A 12,837-nucleotide genomic window follows, 5' to 3' on the forward strand; every position below is an offset into this window, starting at 1 on the left:
CCATGAAAATCCACAACACCACCGGCGGACGCATCTTCGACGCCGCCAACTACGTCTTCCTCTCGCTGCTGGGCATCGTCACCCTGCTGCCGTTCGTCTACGTCTTCGCCGGCTCCTTCGCGACCGAGGCCGAGATCACCAGCCGCGCGTTCTTCGTCTGGCCCGAACAGTTCACCCTGGGCGCCTACGAGTACATCTTTTCCACGCCGGCATTCATCCGGGCCCTGGTCACCACGGTCCTGGTCACGGTAGTGGGCACCCTGGTCCAGCTGGCCTTCACGGTGACCATGGCCTACCCGCTGGCCAAGAAAACGCTGCGCGGACGCCAGGTCATCCTGTCCCTGGTGGTCTTCGCCATGGTCTTCTCCGGCGGCATGATCCCGACGTTCCTGCTGGTCAAGGACCTGGGCCTGCTGAACTCGTACTGGGCCCTGATCCTGCCGGCGGCCATCAACCCGTTCAGCCTGATCATCATCAAGAACTTCTTCCAGGAGCTCCCTGCCGAACTGGAAGAGTCCGCCAAGATGGACGGCGCCACCGAGATCGGCATCCTGTGGCGGATCCTGCTGCCGCTGTCCAAACCTGTCCTGGCCACCTTCGCCTTGTTCTATGCCGTGGGCATCTGGAACGACTTCATGTCACCCCTGCTGTACCTGAGCGACAACTCCAAGTGGACCCTGCAGATGTACCTTCGCCAGGTCACCGCCGCCTCCGACCTGCTGGGTACCGGCAATGTGGACCCGAACTACATCCCGCCGGAACAGGGCATCAAATTCGCCGTGATCGTGGTGGCCACCCTGCCCATCCTCATCTTCTACCCGTTCCTGCAAAAGCACTTTGCCAAGGGCATGCTCATCGGCTCCGTCAAGGGCTGACCCGCACTCGAGAAAGGCGCGCATGAAAATCCTGCTGGCCGGAGATTCCACGGTGGCGGACTGCCCCACGTCCGAGTACCCCATGAGCGGCTGGGGAGCGCAGTTGGCCCCCCGCACCTACAGGTGGGGTACCGTGCACAACTTCGCCAAAGGGGGAGCGAGCACGGAATCGTTCCGCGTCGAGGGACTCTGGGCGGCCCTGCTCGGCGAAGCCGATCCCGGCGACGTGGTGCTGATCCAGTTCGGCCACAACGACCAAAAAAGGCAGCACCTCGCGGCCCGCACGGGTTACGCGGCCAACCTGCGCACCATGGTGGGCGACATGCGCTCGGCGGGCGCGGCTCCGGTGCTGTGCACCTCGGTGGAGCGCCTGCACTTCCTGGGCGCCCCGTCGTCGGGCGCTGCTGCAGGTGTTGGGGGCCTGGAGGAGAGCCTGGAGGACTACCCGGACGTGGTCCGCGAACTCGGCCTGGAGCTGGCGGTCCCGGTGATCGACCTGAATGCCTGGACGCGGGAGCTCTACCTGCGGCTGGGGAGCGAGGATTCCAAGGCATTGTTCTGCCACTTCGCGCCGGGGGAGCATGCGCACTGGCCCGGCGGGCTGGCCGACAATACGCACTTTTCACAGGAGGGCGCCGTGTTGGTGGCAGGGGAGGTGGCACGGCAACTGGGAAGGCTGGGCTACGGCCCACAGCATCAGCTGGCGGGTACGACGGCGGAGCGCGGCTAGGTGGGAAGAGTCCTGTACCGGAATGCGCTGGCAGGCCCGGCGGACGTGGCCGCCTGGGTGGCCGAGGGGCCGCTTCGCCTGGACAGCCATGCGGATGCCGTGGAACTGTCCGGCACCCTGGATGACGCGGAATTCGGCGACCATGCGCACTGGACCTTCTGGTGCCCGGAGGAGTTCCCGGACCGCATCCGCATCAGCTGGGAGTTCCTGCCCCTTGCCGAGCCCGGCCTGGCCATGCTGTTCTTCGCTGCCTCCGGGCACGGGGGACTGGACCTCTTCAGCGAGAAGCTTGCCCCGAGGACCGGCTACTACCCCCAGTACCATTCGGGCGACATCGACGCCCTGCACGTCTCCTATTTCCGGCACAAGTACCAGTCCGAGCGCGCGTTCCGGACCTGCAACCTGCGCAAGAGCGCGGGATTCGAACTGGTGGCCCAGGGTCCCGACCCGCTGCCGCCGGCAGAAGACGCGGTGGACTTCTACCGGCTGGAAATGCTGAAGGATGGTCCGCGGGTTGCCTTCGCCATCAACGGGTTGCAGCTGTTCACCTGGGATGATCCCTCCGAGCAGGTCCTGGGCGGCGGACGGATCGGCTTCCGGCAGATGGCCCCGCTGCGGGCGGCGTACCGGAACCTGGTGGTGGAGACGCTGTAGGGGAAAACGGGCGCAGAAAAGCGGGCGACCCGTCCGGGCCGCCCGCTTCGCCTTGGCGCCTCGGAAAGCTAGAGCCCCAGGAGGCGGTTGAGCAGGTTGGCCAGGCCGCTCAGGCCATTGCCGCCGTCCAGCAGTCCGGTCACGGCGCAGAGGAGGTTGCCCACCAGGTTGCCCGCGCCGGACTGGGCCACGATATCCAGCACCACCTGGTTCAGGTCGACATTGAGGCCCAGGACGTCCAGGTGCAGCGGACCGAGGACCAGGTTGACCACGTCACAGCTGCCCCCGGAGGCCATGGTGTTGGGTGCGGCGGCTGCCGTCGTGGTCACCGTCTGGCTGACCGGAGTAGCCACACCGGCGACGTCGGTGAAGGTGCCTTCGACCAGTCCCGTGACCGTCAGCTGGCCGTCCTGCACACCGAATCCGGACGGGGTGAATGAACCGACGAAGGTGCCCACGCCGTCGATGGTCTGGTTGATTGTTCCTGAAACGTCGGCAACCTGTGACGACTGGGAGGCCACGGAAGGGGCCGCGGGCGCGGCTGCGGTGGCCGGACCTGCCATGCCAAAGAGCATAGCTCCGGAAAGGGAAGCCGCTGTGACTATTGCTGAGACCTTGGTACGCATTTTTGGTTGTTCCTTTCAGCGCCGGATAGCGGCGCATGAACCCCCCGGTGCTCCGCCCCCATAGGGAACGCCGGCGGAACTTTTCCTTGCAGATGCAGCCCCTCGCGGGCCGCGACGCGCGGCGCTGGAAGGTGATCCAGGCCACTGGCACGCCGTCCAACCTAATAGTAAGCATGCTGATTAGTCAAACCGCCGGCGGTGCAGTCACCGGCCGCTGTCTGAATTCCGGACCGTGGGGCAAGATGGGAGGGCGCTCACTGTCCACTGGAGGGAGGCGGGTTTGGAACCTGTAATTGTCGACGGCGGCAAAGGGACTGTGGAGTTGCGTCCCGATGGCGTCATCCACCTGATCTGGGAGCCAAGGGTCCGGATCGAGAAGGAGGATGCGCAGGCGGCGATGGCTGCGGTGAACCGAATCGCCGGGGACGGCAACTTTCCGATGCTCGTGGACATGGCCACCACCGAAAATGTCAGCATCCAGGCCCGGTCGGTGTTCTCCATCCCGTGTGCGGCCAACCGCATTGCCCTGCTTGGAGCCAGCCCGGTGGACCGGATCCTCGCCAACTTCTTCCTCGGCGTCCATATCCCGCCCTGCCCCACCCGCTTCTTCACCTCGCGGGAGGAGTCCATGAAGTGGCTCCAGCAGACGGCGACCTGACCCCCGAGCCCTATTCGCCGCTGGCCGCCACGGCTGTACTCTGCCGGACCACCAGTTCCGGCGTGAACACCACCGCGCGGTGGGCGGGGTTCTGCGATTCCACTTCCTCGGTGAGCAGCTCGATGGCGGTGCGGCCGAGCGCTTCGGTGGGCTGCCGGATGGAGGAGAGCGGCACCACGGCCGAGACGGCAAAGTCGATGTCGTCATAGCCGATCAGCGCCACATCCTCCGGAATGCGCAGGGTGTGGGTCATGGTGAGGGACTGCATAACGCCGAGGGCCAACAGGTCGTTCGCGCAGAAGATGCCGTCCGGCAGGTCCTCCCGGCCCCGTTCCACGAGCTCGTTTCCCACGCTGCGGCCGGCAAGCACGGTCATTCCGTCGGATTCCAGCACCTCCAGCGTGGCGTCCGGTTCCTCCTTGACGGCGCGCCGGGCGCCCTGCAGGCGGTCGGCAACCTGGCGGATGGAGGTGGAGCCTCCCACGAACGCCAGCCGACGGCGGCCCGTGTCCAGCAGGTGCCGCGCCGCGAGATACCCGCCGGCGTCGTCGTCAACGGAGACGGAGCTGAACTTCGACTCGTCGGCCAGCCGGTCCACCAGTACGGTGGGCACGCCGCGCTCGCGGAGGAGGTCCAGACGCTCGGTGACGTCACCTACGGGGGAGATCAGGAGTCCCTGCACCCGCTGTTCCTGGAAGAGGTCAATGTAGTTGGCCTCCCGGCCGGCATCGTGGCCACTGTCGCCCAGCAGGACCGCGCTGCCCTGCACGGCGGCGGCATCCTCGGCTGAGCGGACCACGGAGGTGAAGAAGGGGTTTCCCACGTCCAGGACGATCAGGCCAATGGTGCGGGAGTGGCCCGCGCGCAGCTGCCGGGCAGCGTCGTTGCGGACAAAGCCGAGCTCATCGATGGCGCGCAGTACCCGTTCCTTGGTGCGCTGGGACACGCGGTCCGGGTAGTTCAGGACATTCGAGACCGTTCCCACGGCCACGCCCGCGTGGTTGGCGACGTCCTTGATACTGGCGGTGCGGTTCATGATTCTCCGAGCTGCTGGTCAGGGTGTCCCACATCGACCGGCCGGTTGCTTGAACGGTCTGGAAATGCTTGACACCTATTCACATTCAAGAGTACTTTGAATCGTAACAATGAAACGATTCAAAAAATCGCGAGTTCAGGAGTGTTCCAGATGAGGGTGTGTTTCCGCTCCTCGATCCAGCCGGCGCTGATCGACGAATACAAGCGGCGCCACGCCGCCGTCTGGCCCGAGATGCTCCGCGCACTCAAGGACGCCGGCTGGAACAACTACTCCCTGTTCCTTGCCGGCGACGGGCTCCTGGTGGGCTACGTGGAATGCGACGACTTCGACGCCGTCCGGGCACGGATGGCACTGAACGACGTCAATGCCCGCTGGCAGGCCGAGATGGCCACGCTCTTCGAGAACACCGGCCAGGCACCCGATGAAGGGTTCCAGGTCCTGGAAGAGGTCTTCAACCTCGACGACCAACTCGCCGCGGTCGATTCCCACTAACAGCAGTAACGCTCCAGCAGCGGGGCAGCAACCAAGACCATCAGACACCGGAAAGAACCATCATGAATGACGTAGCAACGGCGCTGGGCAGGCTCGAAGAGCTTGCCATCGAGGTCCCTTCGTGGGCCTATGGCAATTCAGGCACGCGGTTCAGGGTGTTTGGCACGCCTGGCACGCCGCGGACGGTCCAGGAGAAGCTGGCCGACGCCGCGAAGGTCCACGAGCTGACCGGCCTGGCGCCCAACGTGGCCCTGCACATCCCGTGGGACAAGGTGGACGACTACTCGTCTCTCAAGGACTACGCTGCCGGCCTGGGCGTGGGGCTGGGGACCATCAACTCCAACACCTTCCAGGATGTCGAGTACAAGTTCGGTTCCCTGACCTCGTCCAACGAGTCTGTCCGCCGCCGAGCGATCGACCACCATCTGGACTGCATCGACATCATGCATGCCACAGGCTCGAGGGACCTGAAGATCTGGCTGGCGGACGGCACGAACTATCCGGGCCAGGACGATCTGCGCGGCCGGCAGGACCGCCTCGCCGAGTCGCTGCAGGAGATCTACGCGGCCCTGGGCGACGAGCAGCGGCTGGTGCTGGAGTACAAGTTCTTCGAGCCGGCGTTCTACCACACGGACGTTCCGGACTGGGGTACTTCCTACGCGCAGACCCTGGCGCTGGGGGAGAAGGCGTTCGTCTGCCTGGACACCGGCCACCATGCCCCTGGCACCAATATCGAGTTCATCGTGATGCAGCTGCTGCGCCTGGGCAAGCTCGGTTCCTTTGATTTCAACTCCCGCTTCTATGCCGACGATGACCTCATTGTGGGTGCGGCGGATCCCTTCCAGCTCTTCCGCATCATGCATGAGGTGATCCGTGGCGGTGGATTCGGCAAGGACTCGGGCGTGGCGCTCATGCTGGACCAGTGCCACAACCTGGAAGAGAAGATCCCGGGCCAGATCCGGTCGGTGCTGAACGTCCAGGAAATGACGCTGCGCGCCCTGCTGGTGGACACCGCGGCCCTGAACGAGGCCCAGCGCGCCGGGGATGTCCTGGCCGCGAACGCTGTTTTCAACGACGCCTTCTACACCGACGTCCGGCCCATCCTGGCCGAGTGGCGTGAATCCCGCGGGCTGCCCGCGGACCCGATGGCCGCGTTCAAGGCCAGCGGATACCAGAAAAAGATCAACGAGGACCGCGTGGGCGGCCAGCAAGCCGGATGGGGCGCCTGATTTAGCTATGACGAATAAGACTGTTGCAGACCTGATTTCCCGTTCGAACCGACTGGGCGCGGACAAGCGGAACACCAACTACGCCGGCGGCAACACCTCCGCCAAGGGCACCGAAAAGGATCCGGTCACGGGCGAGGACGTCCAGCTGCTCTGGGTCAAGGGTTCCGGTGGGGACCTGGGCACCCTGAAGGAACAGAACCTTGCGGTGCTTCGCCTGGACCGGTTGAAGGCGTTGAGGAACGTCTACCCCGGGGTTGAGCGTGAAGACGAGATGGTGGCCGCGTTCGATTACTGCCTGCATGGCAAGGGCGGCGCAGCCCCGTCGATCGACACGGCGATGCACGGGCTGGTGGACGCGGCGCACGTGGACCACCTGCACCCGGACTCCGGCATCGCGATCGCGACGGCGGTGGACGGCGAGGCGCTGACCGCCAAGATCTTCGGTGACAAGGTGGTGTGGGTTCCGTGGCGCCGTCCCGGGTTCCAGCTGGGCCTGGACATCGCCGCGATCAAGGACGCCAACCCGCAGGCTATCGGTACGATCCTGGGCGGGCACGGCATCACCGCCTGGGGGGCCACGTCCGAGGAAGCAGAGCAGAATTCGCTGTGGATCATCGACCAGGCCGAGAAGTACATCAAGGACAACGGCAAGGCCGAACCCTTCGGATCCAGTCTGCCCGGCTATGCCGCGCTGCCGGACGCCGAGCGACGCGCGAAGGCGGCCGCTTTGGCGCCGGTGATCCGCGGCCTGGCCTCCACGGACAAGCCGCAGCTGGGGCACTTCAGCGATGACGCCGTCGTCCTTGAGTTCCTGGCAGCCGCAGAGCACCCGCGCCTGGGCGCCCTGGGCACGTCCTGCCCGGACCATTTCCTGCGCACCAAGGTCAAGCCGTTGATCCTGGACCTGCCCGCGGATGCCTCGGTCGAGGACTCGATCGCAAGGCTGCAGGAACTGCACGCGGACTACCGCGAGGATTACCAGGCCTACTATGACCGCCATGCCGACGAAGACAGCCCTGCCCTGCGCGGCGCGGACCCGGCGATCGTGCTGGTCCCGGGCGTGGGCATGTTCTCCTTCGGCAAGGACAAGCAGACCGCCCGGGTGGCCGGGGAGTTCTACCTCAACGCGATCAACGTGATGCGCGGCGCCGAGGCGATCTCCACCTACGCACCCATCGAGGAAGCCGAAAAGTTCCGGATCGAGTACTGGGCGCTGGAGGAAGCCAAGCTGGCCCGGATGCCCAAGCCCAAGTCGCACGCCACCCGCATCGCGCTGGTGACCGGTGCCGCGTCCGGGATCGGCAAGGCCATCGCCACCCGCCTCGCTGCCGAAGGCGCCTGCGTGGTGATTGCGGACCTGAACCTGGAGAATGCGCAGAAGGTCGCCGAGGAACTCGGCGGCCCCGATGTCGCCGTCGGCGTCCAGGCGGATGTGACGGACGAGGCCCAGGTCGCGGCGGCGATCGACGCCGCCGTCCTGGCGTTCGGTGGTGTGGACCTGGTGGTCAACAACGCCGGCCTGTCCATCTCCAAGCCGCTGCTGGAAACCACCGAGAAGGACTGGGACCTGCAGCACAACGTCATGGCCAAGGGCTCGTTCCTGGTGGCCAAGGCCGCGGCGAAGGTCATGATCGCCCAGGGCATGGGCGGGGACATCATCTACATTTCCTCCAAGAACTCCGTGTTCGCCGGGCCCAACAACATCGCCTACTCCGCCACCAAGGCCGACCAGGCCCACCAGGTCCGGCTCCTCGCGGCAGAACTGGGTGAGCACGGCATCCGCGTCAACGGCATCAACCCCGACGGCGTGGTCCGCGGCTCCGGGATCTTCGCCGGCGGCTGGGGCGCCAAGCGCGCCGCGGTCTACGGCGTGGACGAGGAGAAACTGGGCGAGTACTACGCCCAGCGCACCCTGCTCAAACGCGAAGTCCTGCCCGAACACGTCGCCAACGCCGCCGCCGTCCTTACCAGCAACGAACTGTCCCACACCACCGGCCTGCACATCCCCGTGGATGCCGGAGTGGCAGCAGCCTTCCTCCGGTGAGTACGTTGGCCAACGGTGACGACGGCGGCGTGCCCACCCCGGGTGTGTTCGCCGCCGTCGACATCGGCGCCTCTTCCGGGCGCGTGATGCTGGGGCGTGTTTCCCCCCAAGGTGTTTCGCTGGAGACAGTGCACCGCTTCCCCAACGGGGTGGTGGAGCACGACGGCGGCCTCCGCTGGGACTTCGACGCCCTTTTCGCGGAGGTGCTTGAGGGCCTGCGGGCGGCCGCCACCGTTGCCGCCGTGCAGGGTGAGACGATCGCGAGCATCGGCATCGACACCTGGGCCGTGGACTACGGGTTGGTGGACGGCGCGGGGAAGCTGGTGGCCCAGCCGTTCAGCTACCGCGACGAGCGCAGCAGCGCCGCCGTCGCACCCATCCACGCCAGGCTGGAGCCCGCACGCCTCTACCAGACCACGGGCCTGCAGTTCCTGCAGTTCAACACCATCTACCAGCTCGCCACGGAGCAGGACCTGGGCGGGCTGCAGGCGCTGCTCATCCCCGACCTGATCGCGTTCCTACTCACGGGCGTCCGCCGGACCGAGGCCACCAACGCCTCAACCACCGGCCTGTTCGACGCCGTGGCGGGGGAGTGGGCCGTGGAATTCTTCACGGCCCTGGGCCTGCGGAAGGACCTGTTCCCGCCGCTCATCCAGCCCGGGGAAACTTACGGAAACCTGCTGGCGGACATCGCCGCCGCCGTCGGACTGCCCCGCGCAACCACCGTGGTGGCCGTGGGTTCGCACGACACCGCCTCCGCCGTCGCCGCCGTTCCCGCCGGCGACTACGACTTCGCCTACATCTCCTCGGGCACCTGGTCCCTCGTGGGCCTGGAGCTCAAGCATCCCGTCCTCACCGAGGCCAGCCGCGAAGCGAACTTCACCAACGAACGGGGCGTGGACGGCACCATCCGCTACCTGCGCAACGTGGGCGGCCTCTGGCTGCTGAGCGAGTGCCAGCGGACCTGGGCGCAGGAAGGGTTCCGGCCCGAGCTGACCGCACTGCTCGCCGCCGCCGGGGCGCTGCCGCCTGGCGGCCCGCAGATCAACCCGGACGATCCGTACTTCATCGCCCCGGACAACATGCCGGAGCGCATCCGCGCGGCGGTCCGCCGCACCGGCGAGGTCCTGCCCAATGATCCCGCGGCCATCACCCGCTGCATCATGGACAGCCTCGCCACTGCCTACGCCAGGACCATCAGCACCGCGGAACGCCTCGCTGGCCGTTCAGCGGACGTGGTGCATGTGGTGGGCGGCGGTTCCCAGAACACCCTGCTGTGCCAGCTCACCGCGAACGCAACTGGCAAACCTGTCATCGCCGGACCCGTCGAAGCCACCGCCCTGGGCAACATCCTCATCCAGGCAAGGGCTGCCGGGGCCGCCGCCGGCGGGCTTCCGCAGCTGCGCCGGCTCATCGGTACAGGAACCAGCCCCCGCCGTTACGACCCCCTGGACCTGACCGTCTACTGAACCTGCAGTAGGCTGCAGGCAAGCGGCGGACACCCACAGAACGGACTTCCGATGCCCCTCTTCGACCTTCCCCTGGCCCAGCTGCGCAGCTACACCTCCGAGGTCACTCCGCCGGAGGACCTGGGCGCTTTCTGGGATGCCACGATCGCGGACGCGCGTTCCTTCCCGCTGGACGCGTCCTTCGAACCCGTGGAGAACTACCTCACAGTGATCGAGACGTTCGATGTCACCTTCGCCGGGTACGGCGGGGCCCCGGTCAGGGGATGGCTGCATCTTCCGGCCCACCGGGAAGCAGGGGCCAGGCTTCCCGTGGTGGTGAATTACATCGGCTACTCCGGCGGCCGCGGCGTGGTCAACCAGGACACGCGCTGGGCGCAGGCCGGGTACGCGCACTTCATCATGGACACCCGCGGGCAGGGGTACGGCTTCACCCTGGGGGAGACGCCGGATCCGCACCCTTCCGCCGGGGACGTAGCGCACGCAGGCCTGATGACCAGGGGCATCGCCAGCAGGGAGGACTACTACTACCGGCGCGTCTACGTGGACGCTTTCCGGGCGGTCGAAGCCGCGCAGGCCCATCCCGCCGTCGACGCCGCCAAGGTGGTGCTGGCCGGCGTCAGCCAGGGCGGCGGGCTGGTGGTGGCAACGGCAGGGCTCGCTGCCGGACGGCTCGACGGCGTCATCGCCGCACTGCCCGACGTTCCGTTCCTGCAGGACTTCCCCCACGCGATCGACATCACCCCGCGCGGGCCTTACCCGGAGATCGCCCAGTTCCTGGCCCGGCACCGGGAACGCTACGAGCCCGCGCTGGAGGTCCTGCGCTATTTCGACGGCGTCAACCTGGCCCGGTACGCCACGGCGCCGGCGCTGTACTCGGCGGCGCTGATGGACGACATCTGCCCGCCATCCACGGTGTTTGCCAGCTTCAACGCCTACGGGGCCGGGACGTCCGGCGCATCCGCCACGGGAGCCGCCAAGGAGATCGAGGTGTACCGGTTCAACAACCACGAGGGGGGCCAGGAGCACCACTGGATCCGGCAGCTGCAGTTCCTGCGCAAGCTTCTGGGGTAAGCGGCGGCGCCGAAATGTGACGGCACCTGATTTTGCGGCGGCGCCAACCGGGGCTATGGTCTCTTCCATGACTAACCGTTGGTATGCGTATTTTTCGTTGGCTCTGGAGGGGCCCGCGTCTAACTGACACGCATCCAACTTTCCTTCAGAGCCAACAGGGCAGAGATGATTCTCTGCCCTTCGCCGTTTCTCCGGCGGGTTCTGAAATCCGGGCCCGCTTCCCATCTGGAACAGGACCCGCACATGAGCACCGCAACAGCAGACACCACGTCAACCTCTAACCTGCGCGTCAGCGAATTCACCGCGCTGCCCACGCCTTCCGAACTTCTCGCCGACCTGCCCCTGGACGCCCGGGCCGCGGCCGTCGTCGAACGCGGACGCGACGAAGTCCGGGCCATCATGGACGGCGTGGATGACCGCCTGCTGGTCATTGTGGGGCCCTGCTCCATCCACGATCCCAAGGCCGGCCTGGAATACGCCCGCCGGCTGGTCAGCCAGGCCGAAAAGCACAAGGAAGACCTGCTGATCGTCATGCGGACCTACTTCGAGAAGCCGCGCACCACCGTCGGCTGGAAGGGCCTGATCAACGATCCGCGGCTGGACGGCAGCCACGACATGGTCACCGGCCTGCGCACCGCCCGCCACTTCCTGCAGGAGGTCACCGCCCTGGGGCTGCCCACGGCCACCGAGTTCCTGGAGCCGATCAGCCCGCAGTACATGGCCGACCTGATCTCCTGGGGCGCCATCGGCGCGCGCACCACCGAGAGCCAGATCCACCGGCAGCTCGCCTCCGGCCTCTCCATGCCCATCGGCTTCAAGAACGGGACCGACGGCGGCCTGCAGGTAGCGATCGACGCCTGCGGCGCCGCCGCGGCAGCCCAGGCCTTCCTGGGAATCGACGGCGACGGCCGGGCCGCGCTGGTGTCCACCGCCGGAAACCCCGACACCCACGTCATCCTCCGCGGCGGGCGCAAGGGACCCAACTACTCGGCTGCCGCCGTCGAAAAGGCGTCCGGCGAGCTGGCCGGCAAGGGCCTGAACCCGCGCCTGATCGTTGACGCGAGCCACGCCAACAGCGGCAAGAGCCACCACCGGCAGGCTGAAGTTGCGCTCGAAATCGGTGCCCAGCTCGAGGACGGCGGAACCTCCGCCCAGGCGATCGCCGGCGTCATGCTGGAAAGCTTCCTGGTGGGCGGCGCCCAGAACCTGGACGTTGCCGAGCACGCTGCAGGGGAATCGGAGCTGGTGTACGGCCAGAGCGTCACAGACGCGTGCATGGACTGGGACGTCTCCGCCTCGGTCCTGGAACAGCTGGCGGCCTCGGCCCGTAAGCGGCGCCAGGCGAAATAGGGTAGTTTGCTACTTTCACTTCTGCCCCATGAACATCTAGAGTATCTGGATAGGTGGTTGGTGGATGGCTCAGCATCGGAACACCGCATTGGCATGTACCTGGGGTCACTGTTGTCCATCCGTCAGCAAAGGAAAATAGGGAAATGTCGGCAGAACAGAACTTCTCCAACGCGAAGTTCCTGACCGTGGCTGAAGTAGCCGAGGTCATGCGCGTCTCCAAAATGACCGTTTACCGGCTGGTCCACTCAGGGGAAATGCCGGCAGTCCGTTTCGGCCGCTCTTACCGGGTCCCCGAAAACGCCGTGGAACAGTACCTCAAGGGCGCCGTGGTGGACGGCCACACCGAGACCGCCTGAGCCTGTCCTTAGCCGCTCCCGATAGGCGGTACCCTGTTAAGGAACGTTTTACGTCATTGTAAGAATCTGTCAGTTGTTCAGTTCGTAGCTTTGTCCGCGGACATTCCCCATCAGGCAGGTACTGCATCTAGTTTGTAAGGAACTTTCGTGGGTTCAGTTATCAAGAAGCGTCGCAAGCGTATGGCCAAGAAGAAGCACCGCAAGCTGCTTCGCAAGACTCGTCACCAGCGCCGCAACAAGAAGTAGC

14 protein-coding genes are annotated in these 12,837 nt (G+C 66.2%); 12 read left to right on the plus strand and 2 right to left on the minus strand.

Going from position 1 to position 12,837, the window contains the following annotated elements; genetic code table 11:
* The first annotated feature begins 2 nt into the window (after positions 1–2).
* Genes AC3IMC_RS14040 through AC3IMC_RS14050 form a run of 3 tightly spaced genes read left to right on the plus strand, consistent with a single transcriptional unit; the run spans position 3 to position 2,259 of the window.
* Complete coding sequence (locus AC3IMC_RS14040; protein WP_490919152.1) at positions 3–875, plus strand: carbohydrate ABC transporter permease; 873 nt, start codon at positions 3–5, stop codon at positions 873–875.
* A gap of 22 nt (positions 876–897) precedes the next feature.
* On the plus strand, positions 898–1,605 hold the full coding sequence (locus AC3IMC_RS14045) for a rhamnogalacturonan acetylesterase (RefSeq protein ID WP_490919153.1): 708 nt from the start codon (positions 898–900) through the stop codon (positions 1,603–1,605).
* Entirely contained in the window at positions 1,606–2,259 is a 654-nt protein-coding gene (locus AC3IMC_RS14050; RefSeq protein ID WP_490919154.1) for a DUF1961 family protein, read from the plus strand. It abuts the gene before it with no gap.
* 68 nt (positions 2,260–2,327) lie between these two features.
* On the opposite strand, the gene AC3IMC_RS14055 is transcribed toward AC3IMC_RS14050, so the two are convergent.
* Positions 2,328–2,822, minus strand: a complete 495-nt coding sequence (locus tag AC3IMC_RS14055; RefSeq protein WP_490919155.1) for an ABC transporter substrate-binding protein — start codon at positions 2,820–2,822, stop codon at positions 2,328–2,330.
* Between the two features lie 343 nt (positions 2,823–3,165).
* Between AC3IMC_RS14055 and AC3IMC_RS14060 the strand changes: the two genes are divergently transcribed.
* Positions 3,166–3,543 carry a DUF7793 family protein gene (locus tag AC3IMC_RS14060; RefSeq protein WP_490919156.1) on the plus strand — a complete coding sequence of 126 codons (378 nt, stop codon included), beginning with the start codon at positions 3,166–3,168 and terminating at the stop codon, positions 3,541–3,543.
* A 10-nt stretch (positions 3,544–3,553) separates the two neighbouring features.
* On the opposite strand, the gene AC3IMC_RS14065 is transcribed toward AC3IMC_RS14060, so the two are convergent.
* The gene (locus tag AC3IMC_RS14065) at positions 3,554–4,579 is read right to left on the minus strand and encodes a LacI family DNA-binding transcriptional regulator (protein WP_490919157.1); all 1,026 of its coding nucleotides are present in this window, start codon (positions 4,577–4,579) and stop codon (positions 3,554–3,556) included.
* A gap of 150 nt (positions 4,580–4,729) precedes the next feature.
* Between AC3IMC_RS14065 and AC3IMC_RS14070 the strand changes: the two genes are divergently transcribed.
* From AC3IMC_RS14070 to AC3IMC_RS14105, 8 genes are all read left to right on the plus strand, one after another.
* Positions 4,730–5,071, plus strand: a complete 342-nt coding sequence (locus tag AC3IMC_RS14070) for an L-rhamnose mutarotase (RefSeq protein ID WP_490919158.1) — start codon at positions 4,730–4,732, stop codon at positions 5,069–5,071.
* A 62-nt stretch (positions 5,072–5,133) separates the two neighbouring features.
* Entirely contained in the window at positions 5,134–6,300 is a 1,167-nt protein-coding gene (gene rhaI / locus AC3IMC_RS14075) for an L-rhamnose isomerase (protein ID WP_490919159.1), read from the plus strand.
* A 7-nt stretch (positions 6,301–6,307) separates the two neighbouring features.
* Positions 6,308–8,344, plus strand: coding sequence for a bifunctional aldolase/short-chain dehydrogenase (locus AC3IMC_RS14080; RefSeq protein ID WP_490919160.1), 2,037 nt, complete (start codon positions 6,308–6,310; stop codon positions 8,342–8,344).
* Positions 8,341–9,813 (plus strand): rhamnulokinase, encoded by a 1,473-nt coding sequence (locus tag AC3IMC_RS14085; RefSeq protein ID WP_490919161.1) that lies wholly within the window; start codon positions 8,341–8,343, stop codon positions 9,811–9,813. Before AC3IMC_RS14080 ends, AC3IMC_RS14085 begins: the two co-directional genes overlap by 4 nt.
* Before the next feature lie 51 nt (positions 9,814–9,864).
* Positions 9,865–10,884: an acetylxylan esterase gene (locus AC3IMC_RS14090; RefSeq protein WP_490919162.1), complete on the plus strand. Its 1,020-nt coding sequence runs from the start codon at positions 9,865–9,867 to the stop codon at positions 10,882–10,884.
* Positions 10,885–11,127: 243 nt separating this feature from the next.
* Positions 11,128–12,234 carry a 3-deoxy-7-phosphoheptulonate synthase gene (locus AC3IMC_RS14095; protein WP_490919163.1) on the plus strand — a complete coding sequence of 369 codons (1,107 nt, stop codon included), beginning with the start codon at positions 11,128–11,130 and terminating at the stop codon, positions 12,232–12,234.
* Positions 12,235–12,377: 143 nt separating this feature from the next.
* Positions 12,378–12,590 (plus strand): helix-turn-helix domain-containing protein, encoded by a 213-nt coding sequence (locus AC3IMC_RS14100; RefSeq protein WP_043452394.1) that lies wholly within the window; start codon positions 12,378–12,380, stop codon positions 12,588–12,590.
* 147 nt (positions 12,591–12,737) lie between these two features.
* The gene (locus tag AC3IMC_RS14105; RefSeq protein WP_003792170.1) at positions 12,738–12,836 is read left to right on the plus strand and encodes a 30S ribosomal protein bS22; all 99 of its coding nucleotides are present in this window, start codon (positions 12,738–12,740) and stop codon (positions 12,834–12,836) included.
* Position 12,837 lies beyond the last annotated feature (1 nt).

Source organism: Arthrobacter sp. E70, assembly GCF_058266945.1.